Consider the following 17765-nt stretch of genomic DNA (forward strand, 5'->3'; position numbering starts at 1 on the left):
TGTGGAGATTACATGTTTATATACAAGCTGTTGCTTTCCTTCAACTTCTATTAAAACAGAATAAGTATCTAATCCTCTTATTATTCCTTTTATATGCAATCCTTTTAACAAAATTAACGTGATATCCTTCCTCTTTTGAAACGCCTCTTGTAACAATTTCTCCTGCAAAGATAGCATGTTCTTACTTCTATCCTTTTGAAATGCTTGTAATTCCGTCTCCAACGAGTACGCCCCCTATTCTTCTCATACCGTTACTTTGTATTGTTCTAATTCAGCTAACAGTTGTTTTACACCCTCTGGACTCAAAGTCAACTTTCCACCTGCCAATTTTACATTTCTTGCAGATATTTCTCCCGTGATAGGACACGTACCATGGGATATATATTTTTGTAGAATTATCGCATCCCCTTCTACAAATATTTCTAGTGGGTCTTTTTCGTGAATGTTGAGTGTACGCCTCGTTTCCTTCGGTATCACAACTCGACCAAGCTCATCAATTTTTCGTACAATACCTGTTGATTTCATAGAAATGTCCTCCTTTTGTACACATAAAATATCTCACCTCTTATGTGACCGCTTTCATTTTAAAAAAACTGCATATACTATAAAAAAGTTGATTTCAATCTGTAGAAATAGAGAGGTTTTCCATATCTACATCTGATATTCTCCACTTACAAAAACAAATTGAGGAAAAAAAGAAACAACTGCGACAGTTGGTAAAGGCATACGAATATACAGATCCCATTGTTCTTGCATGTAGCGAGGAATTAGATCAATTCGTGTATCTGTTTATGCGTGATTACTCTCCTCGAACTGTTCAATTAAAAAAATGATTCCAATTCATCAATAGAATTGGAATCTCACTATACATATGTCCTCTATATTTTACCATAACTGGACTTTATATGGACTAAACAAACCAAATTTTGCATAAAACCATGTCATTTTGTATATATTAGGACTAGAAATTCTACCCTACAACATTGATTTTCACTCTAGAATGAAGTCTCCTAACATGATTACATGTGAAATTGCTAGCTAGTTCCTTAACAACAGAAAAATACTACCTAACTTACAATTTTCTCTTTTGATTTGTGTGACACCTTTTGTTTCTTTTTCATTTTCACAATATAGATTCCAACTAAAGAAATTAACATCCCCATTATCTCCACTATTGTAAGCTTCTGAGTAAAGATAAACCATGCATATATTGCCGCTACGATTGGTTGTAATAAAACTAATATTGAAGATAATGCAACATTAACTTTACCCAAACAAAAACTTAGTAGCCCTTGTCCTAAAATTTGCGAAAAAATAGCTAAACCTATTAAGGGCAGCCATTCTGAAGAACTACTTGGGATATAAACTCCTTCTGTAAAAAACATTGCAATAAAAATCGTTACTGCACTTCCAAAAGCGCTCACAAACATAATAATACTAGCACTTACTCTTTCTCGTACTTTATAAACTGTCAATAAAAAGAATGCATAGAAAAAAGCAGTTAAAAAGGCCAACATATCTCCAAATAAATTATCTGTTGTTATTACTGCTTTCCCACTAACTAAAACAATTACCCCAGATATTGTAATAATAGATCCTATAAAAAATGTACGTGTTATTTTTTCTTTAAAAATGAAGAATGAAAACGGAATAATTACTAGTGGCACCAAATTAGCTAATAAATTAGCATTTGCAACACTCGTATAATAAAATGATACGTTCCATAAAATTAAATCACCTGCTAAAAATACACCCGCTAAAAGTATTAATAAAATATCTTTCTTTGAAACTTTATTAAGTTCTTTCCATACAAACGGTAATAAAAGAGGGATAGAAAGTAATACACGATAAAAGCCTGTATTAATTGGTGGTAAGTCACTTAATTTTACAAAAATACCACCTGTAGCTAAAAAACAGATAGCTAAAAATACTAACAGTATATATTTCGTTTCATTATTTCTTATCATTTTTTTCTCCTACTGTAACCCCTACATAAAATTGAACACTTCTTTACCAGGAGACGCCTCAATAAAAAACAGTAAACTAAGTATGTTCCTTAAAACAACTGTTTTAGAACATATCTGATTTATTTGGTACTGTTGGGTCATCTTCTTAAAGTTATTACTATATTTTTTAAAATCAATTAATAATGGTGATGTAAACCATTAGAAAAGATTTTGAAAGAGGAACAAACATAATATTCGCCTTTTGCCAAACCAGGCTACTCAATATAAATAATACCTCTCTTAAAGTTCTCAATATACTAACATAGTACTTGAACTTATCCATAATAAACTTTTCATTATGTATAAAGAATATGTTTTCAAAGTTAGGAAGGAATTACGTTTTTCTATTAATTTTTACAACTTTTCACTTATAACGCCTTACGTATTCGAGATAACCCTTCTTCTAAAGTAATCCTAGGACAGGCAATATTCATTCTAAGAAACCCTTTACCATTTTCGCCAAACATAGAACCTTCATTTAAAGCTAATTTAGCTTTTTGATACATCCATTTTTCTATATTCTCTTTGTTCATCCTTAATCCTCGGAAATCCAACCAAACTAAATATGTTCCTTCAGGTTTAATTACCTTCACTTCATTTATGTGTTGCTTAAAATAATCCAGTAAAAAATTTAAATTCCCCTCTAAATAGATTAATAATTGATTGAGCCATTCTTCACCATGGGTATATGCAGCCTCTACTGCCGTTATACCAAAGAAACTTTCCGAATGTAACGAAAGCATCTTTAACCTTTTTTCATACAATTCCTTTATATGAGGATTTTGAATGATTAGGTTACATGTTTTTAACCCCGCAAGATTAAAGGTCTTACTAGTAGAAATACATGTTATACTAGTACTTTTCAATTTTTCAGAAATAGATGAAAACGGTACGTGTTTATTGCCTTTATATATTAAATCACAGTGAATTTCATCTGAAATCACAATTATATTATGTTTAGCACACAGTGCCCCTAGTCTCTCCAATTCTTGTTCATCCCATACTCTCCCAACAGGATTATGAGGATTACATAACAACATTAATTTTACACTTGAATCTATTTTATCTTCTAAATCTTTTAGATCCATAGTATATCGGCCATCTTCTAGAATAAGATTATTCGTTACTAATTTTCTGTTTTGTTGAATAACTACATCATAGAATGGATGATAGACAGGAGATTGAATCATCACTTTATCTCCTGGCCTAGTTAAGCAAGAGACCAAAATACTTAATGCTGTTACTACCCCTGGAGAATGTGTGATCCACTCTTTTTTTATTGTCGAGCCATGCCTTCTCTTCAGCCAATCAATTATCGAACTATAATAGGAATCAGGTATGATTGTATATCCATATACTCCATGAGTAGCTCTATTTATAAGTGCATCTACTACTGCTGGGGATGACATAAAATCCATATCAGCCACCCACATTGGTAAAATATCTTCTGTTCCAAAAAGACTTTTGGACTGATCCCATTTATAAGATGCTGAATAAAGTCTATCGATTTGTTGATCAAAATCTAATTTCATAAACGTCCCCTTATTTTTTAATTTTCATACATTTAAAATGTGGGCATCTTATTATCTTGTAAACTAGCGTAAGACCAGGAAGTCACCGTCGTTCCATAAGAAACTTTTTTAGGTTGTTCAGGTAGGTAAAGATTAGTCATCCCCTTTTCTTTACGATATTCCTCATTATAAACTGTTTTATAATAGCGATCCCCTCTATCCGGAAAGATTGTTAGAATATTCGTTTCTTCTGAACATCTACTACTTAAAAATCGTGAAACTGCATATGATGCCGCTGAGCTATTACCTGCAAATAACTTTTCACACTTAGCTAATTCTAAATTAGCTGCATAACATTCTTCATCGTTTAACCAATGAACTTCATCAATTATTGAGAAATCTACATTTTTTGGAATTACACTATTTCCATGTCCTCCTTGCAATCGCCCTGGAATATCTGGTTGATTAAAAATAACACTTCCTACCGCATCAACTGCAACAACACGTAAGTCTGGATTCGCTTTTCTTAAAGCTCGTGCCGTGCCACAAAGTGATCCCCCACTACCTACAGAAGCTACTAAAATATCGATATGTCCTAACTCTTCAAGAGCCTCATTCGCTAATGCCCCATAGGCGTTGGGGTTATCAAAATTTTCATACTGACGAGGACAAAATGCTTCTTTATTCTCCTTAAGAATTTCATCTAGTCTATCAAGACGAGCGCTTTGCCATCCTAATTGCGTCATTTCTGTAACGATTTCTAATTTACAACCGAGGGATTTTAATTTTGCAAGAGTCATTTGATCCGTACGTTTGTCCGTTACAATATGAACCGGATGCCCTAAATAAGTTCCAACCATTGCAAGTCCCAATGCCATGGTCCCCGAAGAACTTTCAATAATTGGAGCACCATCTTTTAAAACTCCATTCTTTTTGGCCTCTAAAATGACTTGCTTTGCGGCACGATCCTTCATCCCAAAGGGATTTAGCATTTCTAATTTCGCATATACTTTCCCTCTAGCTGACGAATCTAATTGAAGTTGTACTAACGGCGTGTTTCCAATCGCATCTACTATGTTTTCTCTTAGCATCATTACTACCTCTTTCTATTTTATAATTTCTATCTAAACTACGTGTTAATAATAAGATCCCTAATACGAATTCAATAATCTTCTTTCTTTTCTAGGATTACTTCTAAAATTCCTGATAATAAGATGCACCCTCCATCTACAATGGGAATACAGTATAAGGATTGGCCAACAGCTACAAGCATTTCTCACCGCTAAACAAGGAATGTTGATAAACTCTTTCCTTTTCGCATCTCTCAAAGTACCCCCTTAATGTTTTGCAGTAATTACTGCTGCTGCGTAAAGGGAAACGGATAGTAATCCTTCGGAATTATTTAAATGAATCTCCCCCTCCAATTTCTAAATATATACGCTCCAAACTTTTCCCTCTCGAGTTTCTTCTTACAGAAATTTCTCCAATATCTCCAGTCTGTCTAACATGTGTACCACCGCAGGGAATATGCATATCGCCACAAACCCAATTGATTGCTTCTGGTTCCTCATTTAATGGGATATTTTTAATGGGGATATTTTCTTTAACAATTAAATTTGCGAACTCTTCTACTTTATCTAACCCTTCACGATCCAGACGTTTATCAGGACTATAAAAATCAAATCGAGCTCTATCTTCTGCAATATGACAACCTTTCACATACATCTCCCCAAAAACTTGAAATGTATAATAATAAACTAAATGCGCAGCAGCATGCATTCTCATCAACATGTGGCGTCTTTCCCAATTGATTTTTGCCTTAACTTCCATTCCTTCACGTAGTCCCTTTACCGGCTCTTTTAAAATATGTGCTACTTCTGAACCAACCTTAACGATTGGAAAATTAGAGTGATAAAACAGATTTCCCCCCGTCTTTTGTGTATCAATTACTTCATTTCCTTCAATCCATCCTTGATCTCCAAGCTGGCCTCCACCTTCTGGATAAAAAACAGTTTGATCCAAAAAGATTTTATTATCTTCTATTTTTGTTATAATGGCGGTACATTCTTGAAGATATGGATCTTGGAGATATAATTTTCGAACCATTTTACACACCCCATTTATATTTATGTATGCTGCTTACCTTACTTTCTTTAGATAGTAATTTCTCTAATTGTTGCTTCTGGAAACATCATTGATATACGATTTTTTGCATTCTCAATTTTCATATCATCATTCACATCAAACAATAAAGAAAGAATGGAACCACTATGGGCTACCGATATTCCATGTGCCCCTAATTCAGGAAAGATACTCATAATATCATTGAATTCTTTTTTTAAATGTCTACGTTGATTAACTTTGGCACTTATTGTAGTAGCACGCCCCAATAATTCAATATTTCGACTTTTAATCGCACAAGTCGCTAAACGGTAAGCTTCCAAGACTTGTTTCATCTCCTTCGTTGTATACGGTACCCGTTTAAAACTAACTGTATCTACCGCTTCTCCATTGTCAACGATAACTAATCGCATTGGCATTAAAGGTCCAATATCCTCAAGTAACCTACCCTTAAAAAAGTCATATACTACAGATGATTGGTACATTACACCATCAGATGGTTCAATAGATGTACAAATGTTTGATATTTCCCAAGGTCCGATAGGATAGTTACATAGATTTGAAATAGCCCGACAAACCGCTATAATGTCCGCTGTACTACTAGCCATCCCTTTTCCTTCTATTAATTCCGACTCAATTTTAATTGTAATTCCTAGTTCTGTATCGACTATACCCAATTTTCTTAATGAGCCTACTAATATTTCAGCAGCTTTTGCAGCTTTATTTTTATAGCCAGGGATTATACTTATTTTCCCTCCCCCTACAAATTTCGCTTCAGCACTCGCATATAGAGGTATAGGAAATGTGATCATAAAATTTTGATCATTAATGCAACCTTGAACGAGCTCGCCACACGTACCACAAGAGATTCCAACACCTGTTGCAGACGTAACTCTTTTCATTATCAAATCATTTTCTCTACTTACAATCATGTATATCTCCTCCTTCCATATTTAGTATAGTAAAATTGGTTGGATACAAAAACATCCAATTGGTTGTTTTTATATCCAGCCAATTCGTTATAATTAAAATAGTTAAAAAATAGGGAGGCATTTTTATGGAATGGAAGTTAGATAATGATTGCAAAATCCCGATTTATCAGCAAGTTATTGACTTTATTGAAAGACGTATTACATACGGAGAGCTCCCTCCAGGTAGCTTCCTCCCTTCAGAACGAAAATTAGCTGCGCATTTACATGTAAACCGAAGTACTGTAACGATTGCTTATAACGAACTTCGCGCTATGGGGATTGTAGAAAGTACAACCGGTAAAGGTACACGTGTTAGTACACATATGTGGGGCGTTTCTCCTACATTAACGCCGAACTGGAAAAGTTTCGTGGAAGGGGGGACTTTTTCGCCAAATTTACCGTTACTTCGCCATATTCGGGCACAAGTACAGCAAAATGAAAATATTATTGATTTCGCAAGCGGAGAGCTCGGCTGTAATCTCTTTCCTCATGAACAGCTACAAGCCATTCTACGTGAACAGCCGTTAACACAATCATTAAGTTATGATCACCCGCAAGGCTATCTTCCGCTAAGGCAAACGGCAGTAAAATATATGAAGGACTATCTAAAAATTAAAGCGACCGAACAATCCATTATGATTACTTCAGGTGCACAACAAGCACTTCACCTTATCGTGCAATGTTTATTAAATCCAGGTGATGCTGTCGCTTTCGAAAGCCCTTCCCATTGTTATTCATTACCATTATTCCAATCAGCAGGTATTCGTATTTTCCCATTGCCTGTCGATGAGCACGGTATTAACCCGAATGACGTGCAAGAATTATATAGAAAGCACCGTATTAAAATGATCTTTTTAAATCCAAATTTTCAAAATCCTACTGGAACAATGTTACATCCAAACCGTAGAAAAAAACTGTTATCACTTTGTGCAGACTTACGAATTGCGATCGTTGAAGATGATCCATCCAGTTTGCTTACTTTAGAAAAGAAACAACCTTGCCCTACTTTAAAATCCATTGATGAAAACGGAACAGTAATTTATATACATTCCCTATCAAAAATGATTGCGCCAGGCCTACGTATTGGCTGGCTTGTCGCTCCACAGTCTGTAGTAGAACGATTAGCAGATGCACGAAATCAAATGGAGTTAGGAATGAGCATATTCCCTCAGTGGCTTATACAAAATTTTTTTGAAACAATACCATTTCAGTCTCATATAGAACCTCTACGAAAACAACTAAAAGAAAAAAGAGACATTATCGTACGCGCACTGAACGAACAACTACAAGATAAAATCTCTTTCTCAAACCCTAACGGCGGTATGTACATATGGGGGAAATTAAACAAACCTATTAATGAAAAACAACTTATTATGCAAAGCTTAAAAAACGAAATTGCCTTTATGCCAGGAAGTATCTTCGGTGCAAAAGATGGTTTCATTCGTTTATCTTATGGGAAAGTGAATAATTATCAAATTAAGGAAGGAATTTCTCGTTTGCGTGAGGCGATTACTATTTGCGAGGAGTAATTTGGAAAATTCCACTCACTTCGTACAATATTTAAAGCATCGCTATAATCCTCTTAAAAATGAGCATATAAAATAAACTCTAACGGGTTTCATTTTTTTACTTTTGCAGCTTTCTTTTGGTTTCTATATTCACTATACTCATAGATAACACACATAATATCAAAGATAGTTTTCTTCCCATATCAATGAGATTTCCGGCCATTTTATCTTTAAATAGGGATAGATGATCTTGAATTATCCCAATTGCGGTTCTATTGCAAAGTTCAAAAAAGTATACGTCTGCTTATAAAATATGATTATAGTTTAAATAGCTATGTATAATTGCTGTAATTCCTTGTACGTCGAAAAAGAGAAGTTTGGAGTGAAACTTCTCTTTTTCTTGTAAAGCTTGAATAACACATTTCAGAGGCTTTGTATCACTAAACATTAGCGGAAAATAAGAAACAAATGTTAAAAAATCCCTTAAGATTTTTTAACATTTATTTTTGGGTATTTCGGTATCTTTACTTATCCTCATAAAAAAAGAATAAGCTTAATTCATAAAAAATTTAAATACAATGCTCAAAAGTGTATTTTGTTGTACATCTAAAAATAACGAGTTGTAGATGTAATTACTATTCAAGTGTATTTTTTTAATCAAACGTTTGTTTAAATCCCTTTGGTCATAGGCAGAGTCTGTATCTAGTAATAGTATTCCAGATTTAGATAAATTATCTTATAGCCATTAATTCTCCTATTTATACATATAATATTCTTTATATCGTTCGAACTTCGAATTTTTTGTTTGTGGTGGTATTCTGGGTAACTTTACTGATTTAGGTGGTGTTACTTGCTTTGGCATTTGTAATACACCACGTTGCTTGAGCTCTCTATACAAGTTACTCACATTACACCCAACTATTTTTGCAATAGTTGGGTATTCTGTTCCTTGATTAAATAATTGTACTGCTTGTTGGCATTTTTCATCCCATTTTTCTTCTGGCGTTTGTACTTTTTGGTTTCGTTTTTTAGCTGTATTTTTTTCTAGTTTGATACACTCTCTTTCTATTTTACACTGATCGGCACAATACTGTTCTGCGTCTACTTGAAGCTCACAATGTTTCTCCTGTAAACGTACCATTTGTACTTTTTTCGCAATTACTCTCATGTTGCATTCACCTCATTTCGTTTGATACATTCCACAAGTGTTCGCGTCCTACTCTAGTATCTGCAATGCCCGCTAGTTTCTTAGATAATTCTTAAAAGAAGGCCCACTCCCATTACTTATCCCTTCTATGAAAGCTTTTATCCTACTATTTACAAGCCTCGTTGATTTAGCTGTTTACGCAAACTACTTACATGACAACCTAATTGGTGTGCAATTTTTTTATATGTGTATCCTTTGCTTCTTAACTCGAGCGCTTGCTGGCAAATATCATCCCACTTCCGTTTTACTTTTCTTTTCGGTTCCTTTTCATCAAAAATTAATCCAGTTCCTAATTGATGTATTTCTTTTCCGATCCTACAATCATCAATACAATATGTGCGCACACTATTATGATACTGACACCCCATACAATGCTGATCTTGCATATCTAAAATGCGAATTCTCGTTTCTCTTTTATTCATAATTCCAATCTCCTCGGTATATATAGTTGTCTTTATTATACCGTTAATGATAGCGTTTTCTAAAATTGGTAGATTTGAATTAGTCTATCTTTTTTTGAACCTACACCCAAATAACCCTGCAGTTCCCCTCATCAAAATGAGTCGATTAGTCCGAATTTTAGGAATTAATAATTATACAAATACTCTTAATTAGGTAAAATTATAAATGAAAAAGAGTATGGCTTCCTTCTTAATGATGACTGCAACAAAACCTCTTTAAATCTTTATTAGGGGGAAGTTTTAATGAAAAACTCATATTGGCTATAGTTTTACATAATTGTAAACCATAGTAAATTGATATTTTCAGTTCTGAATATTCTTAATATTAATCCCGTCTATATTCATCAACAAACAAAACATTGATTTCACCTGCAAAAATAGAGTAATAGCAAGCTCATTAACTTCGCCATACCCTGTAATAAAACGGATATGGCTAATTCTTCAATGTCTGTTCCATTCTAAAAATCATCGAATATCTAAATTTTTCCATTTAAAACACCAAAAGAGGCATCCGAAATCGTCAGCCTTTCTCAATCCCTGAAAAGAGAGCTCCCTCCTGTTTGACCAAGACAATTTTTATTCATTTTTCAAGGTAATACAAAGCTTGAATCCACAAAAATACAAAGTGAATACAATTCTGTTTCCTACGATTACTTACTCAATTACTGTTTCAATAGTAGGCATTACAGCAATTGGCGGAATGGAAAAAGTCCAACCTACTGAATATATATTTAGTTTTTCACCTGGTAGGTAATGATTCCTAAAAGAAATAAGGACTCTTAAAATTTTATTTTGAGAAGCCCATTCCCACCAATCATTTTGATATGAGAGAGATTCTTCTTTTATGGTTGTATTCGCAACAACTAGATAATTATCATCCACTGAAATAACATACCCAGCAAAGGGTATTTATTCTTGTTTTTGGACAGTAGAATATGTTGTGTGACTTGCAAGAACCTCATTAAAATCTGTGAAAGCTGGTGTAATACCGAAAGTTAATCCACATCCTAATGCTACTATAGTTGCTACGGTCACTAGTTTTTTGGTAAACGTACTAAATTATTCCCTTTATAATATATTTGTTCATTCGAACATTTACATATTTCTATTGTAGTAGTGCAGAAACCTTTTTATATTCAAATATTTAACATTTTTGTCACAAATAAAGGAAATATATATTATTAAATCTCTATAAGGAATATGAAGTATGCTACAACCTTCTTTTTTGGTTTCTATAATCGCTACTTTCGAAAGTTTATATTGAAATAGCTATTTAACAATAGGTATCGTTATAAAAGCTAAAAGGGTCCTGTGCGCGATTCCTTTTTTGGGAGGCTATCTAAAAATTTTCCGGGCCAAAATTGAGGATATTGTAAAAAAGACACGTTTTAGGTGCCTTCATCCGACTTGAACCATGCTCATTTCATATAAATTTACCCGTATTATCCCCTTGTTATATATGTAAAAGCACCCTATAAAACAGAATCATCTATATACAACAGATTGTTAGGACAAAAAATACAAGAAAATTGAGATTTGTATTAGAGTGACGCCATATCCTCTAAAATAATTGATGAAAGAGCGTAGGAGAATTGAACAACATTTTAGTAAACTCAAAAATAAAGGGATAGAACAGCTACGTTGATATGAACAAAATCACTACAGAAGTCGTGGATTTTGCAAGATATTCTTTAATAATCGGATAAAAGAAGGAAACAAAAATAAAGAGAAGTCTATGTTTTTATAGATTTCTCTTTTTTGTATGTAATTTATCATAAAAAAACGAAGGGAATTATCTCCTGAAATTACACTTTTGACATATTTTAATGCCTTCTAACATAAAGTGAAAACCAGTAATACATTTATTATTTTTTATCGCTTACTTATATATGCCTTTCCTTGAAACTAAAATTGTTGCTTTCCATAATCATATTCTTCATGAAGGCGTCTTCTGGTAAAGAAAGACAACCAATTATTAATAAAAAAGGAGATGTTTTTTTGGCACATACACCTTTAGCAAGTATATTACAAAAAGCTTATGCAGCTGCACATAACATTATGGGGAAACAAACATGTAATGAACAAACTATGATGACAAACAATAATATTTCGAATAAAGATCTTGTTTATCAAAAAAACGAAAAAAAGCCTACACAAAAAATTGTCATCGTGGGAGCAGGTTTGGCTGGGCTAACCTGTGCTTATCGCCTAAAACAGCAAGGAATATCTTCTACTATTTATGAGGCAACGAATCGGATTGGAGGACGTTGTTGGACTAGACGAAATTATTTCGAAGAAGGACAAATTGTTGAGCGCGGTGGAGAATTAATAGATACTGGCCATATAGAAATCCAAAAACTTGCTAAAGAATTGGGTTTAGAATTAGATGATTTAATAGCAGCAGAGTCAATAGGTACAAAACCATTTTATTTTTTTGACGGCCTCCCTTATACAGTAAAGGACGCAACAAAGGATTTTCTAACAATCTATCATAAATTACAAAAAGATCTTAAAGAGGTAGGGGAATCAACACTTTATAATAATTTTACAAAACGTGGTTTTGAACTGGATCATATGTCCATTGTTGATTATATTAACGTAACTGTTCCAGGCGGCATTCATTCAAAATTGGGGCAGCTATTATGTGTAGCCTATACAATTGAATATGGGGCAGATGTCCATAAGCAAAGTTCATTGAATCTACTTTATTTATTAGGAACTGCTTCAAATGGTCCGATACAAATCTTTGGGAAATCAGATGAGAGATTTCGTATAAAGGGAGGGAATGATCAACTCCCAATGCTACTAGCTAAAAAATTAAACGGGCAAATAAAATTTAAGTCTGAGTTAATAAAGATTGAACAAACTAGACAAAACAATATAAAACTCACTTTTCAGAATGATGAAAAGGAGTGGGAGGTTTTAGCGGATAAAGTTGTTCTTACTGTTCCTTTTAGCATAATGAGAACAATAGACTATACAAAAGCAAAATTTTGTTCATTAAAAAAAATTGCTATTGAAGAACTTGGAATGGGCATAAACACAAAACTTCATGCGCAATTCCTTAATCGGTTCTGGCGAAAAATTGGAAATAACGGCGAAACTTTTGCTGATACTGGATATCAGAATACATTTGAAGTTTCGCGTGCTCAAAAAGGTAAATTAGGTATTCTTGTTAACTTTACTGGTGGAAAAACAGCCGCTGAACAGTGTGCCTCAACAGACGCGGAGCTAGAGAAAATCACCAAAGAATTTTTAAAAAAATTAGAACCTGTATTGCCTGATAGTAAAAAAAATTGGAATGGTTTATCTACAATCGATAATTGGCTTAGTAATCCTTGGACGAAAGGTTCTTATTCATTTTGGAAAGTTGGTCAGTATACAAAGTTTGCTGGAATAGAAAGGGAACGGGAAGGGAATATCTTTTTTGCTGGTGAACATACTTCAATAGATTATCAGGGCTATTTAAATGGAGCCGTTGAAACTGGAGAAAGGGCCTCTCAAGAGTTAATTGAAGATCTAAGTGAGAAAAAGTAATAGAAGTTTACTATATATCCCCTGTCCATTAGCTTAAGAGACTATAATACCTCCAGGTTTTGATGCATAGATATTGAAATATAAAAATAGAACGACAGATTCCTAGAAACATTCTAATAATTAAAAATGCAGTCAATTAGAAGTGTTCTCTATTTATAGGGTTCTGGTGCAAAAATAGTGGGATATGAAAGAAGAGTAAAAGATTCCTAGCGAAAATGAACGTTATGCTGTTAAACCAAAAAGTTCATTGATAAAATATATCTGCTTTTGGACAAACTTCTCCCCTTGGAGAGTTTGTCCTTTTTTGACTATATAAATCGCTTCTATTCCAAAAGTTATTTGTTCGTTTCAAATGTTTTCGAATACGCTCATTCAATTCAGGTCCATACTGATAAACCCATCACATAATCGTTGTATGTACCAAGGATAATTCTCCTTCTTCCATCGTTTCCATTTGAATATATTTACTTTTTTCATACTAATCACATACTTTTTTAAGTAGTAGTAACAGTATGGCTAAGTTTGAAAGAACATTTTCAAATCGTTTAGCTTTGTTGCACCAGTACCAAATAAGTTAAGAAAATAAATTTTATCAATATGAGTTTTTTCTTTTACATATTAAAATGAACGTAACCTTTCAATGTATATTGCCTCCTTCAGAAATCGTGAAGGGATTTTTTGTTAAATAACTGAATTTTACAAAACATAAAATTAAACATTATGTATATTTTTGTTAAATAATATTAATTAAACAATACTCCACTTTTATTACAAGTTATTAAACTATTCTTGGAGAGGAATTTACTATGCTAAAAAAATCATCAAATAATGAACAATCTAATGTTATTACTGCTAGTAAAACTTATGATGTATTTTTATTTCCAAATATTATTGATAATCGATTCCATTTAATTACAGAAAACTTTTACAATATGAGTTGTAATTATCTAGATTTATATGTTGATACAGAAAATAATTTATTACACATTTATGATGATATTGGTTTGAGTACAAGAGAAATAAATGCAATCAATAGAATTAATAAATACTTAATAGACCAAATATACACCTCTCTACACCTATCTAATTCCGAAGATACCAAAGTCCTTATCTATTTCCCCGAAAGCAACACGAAAGGTATAGGCATTGTCACATACGGTTATCATGCAGAAGTAGGTGAATACGGTTTCGGACATCCTTTTGATGAAACGAGTACATATGAACCATTTATGAGCATGACTAAACAACGAAGATACTAAAAATAATCCTCAAGAGATAAGACGCTAAATTTGGAGCTAAACGACCATATAAGTATTAACCAAAAGGGGAGGAACTCAAATGAAATATATATGTTATAAATACGCAGATGGAAACACTGGTTATTATATTAATGAACCAGGTGTAGGTTGGAAATATGCACATGGAAATGCTGGTGGTCATCACCTTCCAGGTAGGGGCGGTCATTAACAAGTAACACCTACAGATATATCTGTAGGTGTTACTTGTTAATTTATTTATGATTGTAAAATTGCCTGTATTTCTTCTATATCTAAACTTGTAAACTTTGCAATATCTTCTATTGGCATTCCATTTTTGTGCATACCACGAATAAGCTGTATTTTCCCTTTTTCAATTCCTTTTTCAATTCCTTTTTGTTCTGCATAAGCAAACTTTGCGGCTTCATCCATCAAAGCTTTCTCCCTTGCTTCATATGCTTGTCGGAAAGAAGAATCTTGACTCATACGTTCCCATTTATTCATGGCTTTTTGTAAAATTGGGTCTTGGTTCATCGCAATATCCTCCAGTGTTTGGGTTAATTGTTCATCTTCATTCGCTGGAAGTAGTAATAACCAGCGAACAAACGAATCTTCCCAGGGATTTACTTGTTCATTCCGCCACTGTTGCATGAGCTTTGGAATCTCCACAATATGAACTTCAATATCATCACTTAACTTCTTTTGTTGTTGCTGATTCCATAAGATTCCTGTTGTATGAAATGCTTCATATTCTGGAAACATCACAAAGTTTAATAAATTAATCGTAATGGTTTTGTGAAGTGAACTATATGGCATTCCCTTTTGTAGTTGGGATGTATATAGTCTTCCCCAGTAATACAAACTTCTCTTAATCATGTCATGATTGTTATTCAGCTGTATTTCTACATTTACCTTTGTTCCTGTATCTAATGTAGCGGAAATATCTAAAATCGATAATTTATCCTCTTCGTGTTCGCGGTGCAAGTGTGGGTCTTCTAATTGCAATGAAACAATGGGTGATTCTAAAGAATCCTGTAACATCGCATTTAAAAAAGCAATCAGAATATCTTCATTTCCACTTGTACCAAATAATTGTTTAAAAGCAAAATCAATGCGTAAATTCACTAATTGTTGGTTGGACATGGGTTTTCCTCTCCCCATCTCATATGATGTTTTTCTTTCATTGTACATAAAAGAGTGATACACATGCAAATAAGCCCTTATATAAACATACATCAGAGAATAATAAGATTGCTGTCCATTTCATTCAAAATTCTATCCAATGAACCTATTAATGCACCATTTTTCTTCATTTCTTATCCAAACAAATAGATTTGTGCTCCATTTTTAAAAATTATTGTCCAGCATCAAACAATAGTCCCATAAAATAATAAAAAGCCTTGTTATATAAACAAGACTTTCCCTTTTTATTTTTGTTCAATTGTATATCGACTATCCTCGGAAACACATAAACTTGCCGCATTCACTTTTATACTACATTTTCCTAATCGCCGCTTTACTTCCGATTGTAATTTCTCATTTGCTTCCTCTAAAGAACTTGCTGGAATAATTGTAGATTGTGAGCCTGTTACCTTGCCACTATACATCACTGAAAATTTCAATTCATATTGATGTATCAAGATTTCTTCACTCCTTTTTTCATAGATTTCCTCACAGATCATTCTTATTTGTCGCTTGCTCCTGTAGTTTTTGAAGATAGGTACGCATTTGCGGTACATACCAGCTTTTTCTTAATCGGATGATCGCAATTCCCACAATTAAAATCAAAAAAGCTTGTAGGAAATTATCTTGTGTTTCCCATAACGTGCACAAATACAGAAGACTTCCCGAACAAAAATAATACATGGCCAATAATAGGTTTATATTTGCGATTATCATTTGTTTCTTTACAATGGCGGCTATTCCTGCAAAAACAAGCGTACAAACTCCTATACTTAGCAAAATATATGCAATAACCTTAAAAAAATCATCCCAACACATCCAATTGAAAACCCTGTAAAAAAAGTTGCACCTATGATTTTTAATCCCCATTGCCATGTGTTTTCCTGTAAAAAATGGTGCGAAACATAGAGACATACCCCTGTACAAATAATGATCCAGATTCCATATTCATCATATTTTCTCTGTTCTAACTTTTGTTCCTGGAACGGATATACCTGGATAAATAAAAAGGCTATCAGCAAAACTGACAGCCCAATTCCCAATACGATCATTTTTTATCGCCCCATTTCCACTCGATTACACCTCTTTATAGCGCTTCTGTAACAATTGCTGTACACGTGCCGCATACATTTTAAAATAGGGAATGTTTTGCGCGGCAACCTTTCCAAAGTCCATTTGCATTAATGTTTCTTCTAACAGTTTGAACTCAAATTCTAGGAATTTATCATGTTGTTTCTGAATTGAATGCGGAATATTATGCAAGGCATCCGCAATTTCTCGCACATATGTCACACTGGATTTATCTTGGTTTGAATAGGAAAATACATTTCGAATCAATACAAACGTTTCTTGCAATATTTCATACCCGATATGATGCAACACATTTTGATTCACCAATTCCCCTCATTCCTTTCCCTATGGTCCTTCAATTCCTGTATTGATTTGGAACTCATAATTTTCTACAAACCATTTCTCACCTTCTAATAGTAAATTTAATTTCATGGTGTGTTTTTCTTGTTGTTCTGTTCCATCAACCGTTACAAGATAATTATATTTAACTGTTACATCCGCTTTATTATCAGCGGTTTTGATGTAGTACATATCTGTTATCTTTGCCTTCGTTTGAATGTGCATAGAACCATCATCTTCTATATGGTTATGTGCATCCTCTGGCGCATTTAATAATTTGTTTCTTGCTTCTCCTGTTATCATTTCTTTGATCTTTTCAAATCCTGGCTTTTCTTTTTGCTTGTTATCATTCTGTATTAACAACTCTACGAACTGTTTTGCTACTTCTTGCCCTTTATCTTGGGTATTTTCTGTTAAAACTGTTACACGCTTTTCCAATGCTCGATTCTCTGTTTTTAGCTCTTTTACTTGTTCCGTCCATTTCTTTTGTGTCTGCTCAACTTTATGCTGTAAGTTGCGATTTTGATTCCATAACCATACACTAATACCTACTAGTACAACTATGATTAAACCAACGATTCCCTGTTTCATCCCT

The 17765-nt window shown here is 33.4% G+C and carries 20 protein-coding genes and 3 pseudogenes; 5 read left to right on the forward strand and 18 right to left on the reverse strand.

The window, feature by feature from the left end; translation table 11 throughout:
• Together hfq and MHH27_RS30550 are read right to left on the reverse strand one after the other, a co-directional pair.
• Nucleotides 1-222: RNA chaperone Hfq (gene hfq / locus MHH27_RS30545; protein ID WP_340945583.1), on the reverse strand; the 222-nt coding region annotated here is incomplete at its 3' end.
• Between the two features lie 21 nt (nucleotides 223-243).
• Nucleotides 244-525: an AbrB/MazE/SpoVT family DNA-binding domain-containing protein gene (locus MHH27_RS30550; protein WP_050845720.1), complete on the reverse strand. Its 282-nt coding sequence runs from the start codon at nucleotides 523-525 to the stop codon at nucleotides 244-246.
• Between the two features lie 188 nt (nucleotides 526-713).
• Here MHH27_RS30550 and MHH27_RS30555 point away from each other — a divergent pair, with 188 nt between their 5' ends.
• The gene (locus MHH27_RS30555) at nucleotides 714-833 is read left to right on the forward strand and encodes an aspartyl-phosphate phosphatase Spo0E family protein (RefSeq protein ID WP_340945586.1); all 120 of its coding nucleotides are present in this window, start codon (nucleotides 714-716) and stop codon (nucleotides 831-833) included.
• A 234-nt stretch (nucleotides 834-1067) separates the two neighbouring features.
• Here MHH27_RS30555 and MHH27_RS30560 read toward each other — a convergent pair whose 3' ends face one another.
• The 5 genes from MHH27_RS30560 to MHH27_RS30580 all read right to left on the reverse strand — a co-directional run bounded on the left by MHH27_RS30560 (nucleotide 1068) and on the right by MHH27_RS30580 (nucleotide 6570).
• Nucleotides 1068-1967: a DMT family transporter gene (locus MHH27_RS30560; RefSeq protein ID WP_340945588.1), complete on the reverse strand. Its 900-nt coding sequence runs from the start codon at nucleotides 1965-1967 to the stop codon at nucleotides 1068-1070.
• Between the two features lie 407 nt (nucleotides 1968-2374).
• The gene (locus MHH27_RS30565; RefSeq protein ID WP_340945590.1) at nucleotides 2375-3538 is read right to left on the reverse strand and encodes a MalY/PatB family protein; all 1164 of its coding nucleotides are present in this window, start codon (nucleotides 3536-3538) and stop codon (nucleotides 2375-2377) included.
• A gap of 32 nt (nucleotides 3539-3570) precedes the next feature.
• Entirely contained in the window at nucleotides 3571-4608 is a 1038-nt protein-coding gene (locus tag MHH27_RS30570) for a cysteine synthase family protein (protein WP_340945594.1), read from the reverse strand.
• Nucleotides 4609-4915: 307 nt separating this feature from the next.
• The gene (locus MHH27_RS30575) at nucleotides 4916-5623 is read right to left on the reverse strand and encodes an alanyl-tRNA editing protein (RefSeq protein WP_340945596.1); all 708 of its coding nucleotides are present in this window, start codon (nucleotides 5621-5623) and stop codon (nucleotides 4916-4918) included.
• Nucleotides 5624-5670: 47 nt separating this feature from the next.
• Complete coding sequence (locus tag MHH27_RS30580) at nucleotides 5671-6570, reverse strand: GHMP family kinase ATP-binding protein (protein WP_340945599.1); 900 nt, start codon at nucleotides 6568-6570, stop codon at nucleotides 5671-5673.
• Between the two features lie 125 nt (nucleotides 6571-6695).
• Here MHH27_RS30580 and pdxR point away from each other — a divergent pair, with 125 nt between their 5' ends.
• Complete coding sequence (gene pdxR, locus MHH27_RS30585; RefSeq protein WP_340945601.1) at nucleotides 6696-8138, forward strand: MocR-like pyridoxine biosynthesis transcription factor PdxR; 1443 nt, start codon at nucleotides 6696-6698, stop codon at nucleotides 8136-8138.
• Nucleotides 8139-8871: 733 nt separating this feature from the next.
• Here pdxR and MHH27_RS30590 read toward each other — a convergent pair.
• The 3 genes and pseudogenes from MHH27_RS30590 to MHH27_RS30600 all read right to left on the reverse strand — a co-directional run bounded on the left by MHH27_RS30590 (nucleotide 8872) and on the right by MHH27_RS30600 (nucleotide 10820).
• A complete protein-coding gene (locus MHH27_RS30590; RefSeq protein WP_340945604.1) occupies nucleotides 8872-9285 on the reverse strand; it encodes a hypothetical protein in 414 nt (137 codons plus the stop codon).
• A gap of 149 nt (nucleotides 9286-9434) precedes the next feature.
• Entirely contained in the window at nucleotides 9435-9746 is a 312-nt protein-coding gene (locus tag MHH27_RS30595) for a hypothetical protein (protein ID WP_322218247.1), read from the reverse strand.
• Nucleotides 9747-10439: 693 nt separating this feature from the next.
• A pseudogene (locus tag MHH27_RS30600) lies at nucleotides 10440-10820 on the reverse strand (DUF3221 domain-containing protein).
• A gap of 963 nt (nucleotides 10821-11783) precedes the next feature.
• Here MHH27_RS30600 and MHH27_RS30605 point away from each other — a divergent pair.
• On the forward strand, nucleotides 11784-13322 hold the full coding sequence (locus MHH27_RS30605; RefSeq protein WP_340945613.1) for a flavin monoamine oxidase family protein: 1539 nt from the start codon (nucleotides 11784-11786) through the stop codon (nucleotides 13320-13322).
• A gap of 222 nt (nucleotides 13323-13544) precedes the next feature.
• Here MHH27_RS30605 and MHH27_RS32150 read toward each other — a convergent pair.
• A pseudogene (locus MHH27_RS32150) lies at nucleotides 13545-13652 on the reverse strand (IS6 family transposase); the annotation flags it as partial.
• Nucleotides 13651-13776: pseudogene (locus tag MHH27_RS30610) on the reverse strand (IS6 family transposase); the annotation flags it as partial. The pseudogenes MHH27_RS30610 and MHH27_RS32150, both read right to left, overlap by 2 nt.
• Nucleotides 13777-14128: 352 nt before the next feature.
• On the opposite strand from MHH27_RS30610, the gene MHH27_RS30615 reads away from it, so the two are divergent.
• Both MHH27_RS30615 and MHH27_RS30620 read left to right on the forward strand, forming a co-directional pair.
• The gene (locus tag MHH27_RS30615) at nucleotides 14129-14581 is read left to right on the forward strand and encodes a hypothetical protein (protein WP_322218256.1); all 453 of its coding nucleotides are present in this window, start codon (nucleotides 14129-14131) and stop codon (nucleotides 14579-14581) included.
• A 79-nt stretch (nucleotides 14582-14660) separates the two neighbouring features.
• Nucleotides 14661-14789 carry a hypothetical protein gene (locus MHH27_RS30620; RefSeq protein ID WP_257151400.1) on the forward strand — a complete coding sequence of 43 codons (129 nt, stop codon included), beginning with the start codon at nucleotides 14661-14663 and terminating at the stop codon, nucleotides 14787-14789.
• Between the two features lie 47 nt (nucleotides 14790-14836).
• Here the strand turns inward: MHH27_RS30620 and MHH27_RS30625 are convergent, their stop codons facing one another.
• The 6 genes from MHH27_RS30625 to MHH27_RS30650 form a co-directional block, all read right to left on the reverse strand.
• On the reverse strand, nucleotides 14837-15721 hold the full coding sequence (locus MHH27_RS30625) for an Rpn family recombination-promoting nuclease/putative transposase (RefSeq protein WP_322218929.1): 885 nt from the start codon (nucleotides 15719-15721) through the stop codon (nucleotides 14837-14839).
• 284 nt (nucleotides 15722-16005) lie between these two features.
• A complete protein-coding gene (locus MHH27_RS30630; protein WP_098639419.1) occupies nucleotides 16006-16218 on the reverse strand; it encodes a hypothetical protein in 213 nt (70 codons plus the stop codon).
• Between the two features lie 31 nt (nucleotides 16219-16249).
• Nucleotides 16250-16579 carry a hypothetical protein gene (locus MHH27_RS30635; RefSeq protein ID WP_340945624.1) on the reverse strand — a complete coding sequence of 110 codons (330 nt, stop codon included), beginning with the start codon at nucleotides 16577-16579 and terminating at the stop codon, nucleotides 16250-16252.
• Complete coding sequence (locus tag MHH27_RS30640; RefSeq protein WP_340945626.1) at nucleotides 16534-16812, reverse strand: hypothetical protein; 279 nt, start codon at nucleotides 16810-16812, stop codon at nucleotides 16534-16536. The genes MHH27_RS30635 and MHH27_RS30640 overlap by 46 nt, the downstream gene beginning before the upstream one ends.
• A gap of 25 nt (nucleotides 16813-16837) precedes the next feature.
• On the reverse strand, nucleotides 16838-17155 hold the full coding sequence (locus MHH27_RS30645; protein ID WP_340945627.1) for a hypothetical protein: 318 nt from the start codon (nucleotides 17153-17155) through the stop codon (nucleotides 16838-16840).
• A 21-nt stretch (nucleotides 17156-17176) separates the two neighbouring features.
• Nucleotides 17177-17761, reverse strand: a complete 585-nt coding sequence (locus MHH27_RS30650; protein ID WP_340945630.1) for a hypothetical protein — start codon at nucleotides 17759-17761, stop codon at nucleotides 17177-17179.
• Nucleotides 17762-17765: the final 4 nt, after the last annotated feature.

Origin of the sequence: Bacillus sp. FSL L8-0152 (assembly GCF_038006365.1) — a bacterium.
Taxonomy (GTDB): Bacteria; Bacillota; Bacilli; order Bacillales; family Bacillaceae_G; genus Bacillus_A; species Bacillus_A cereus.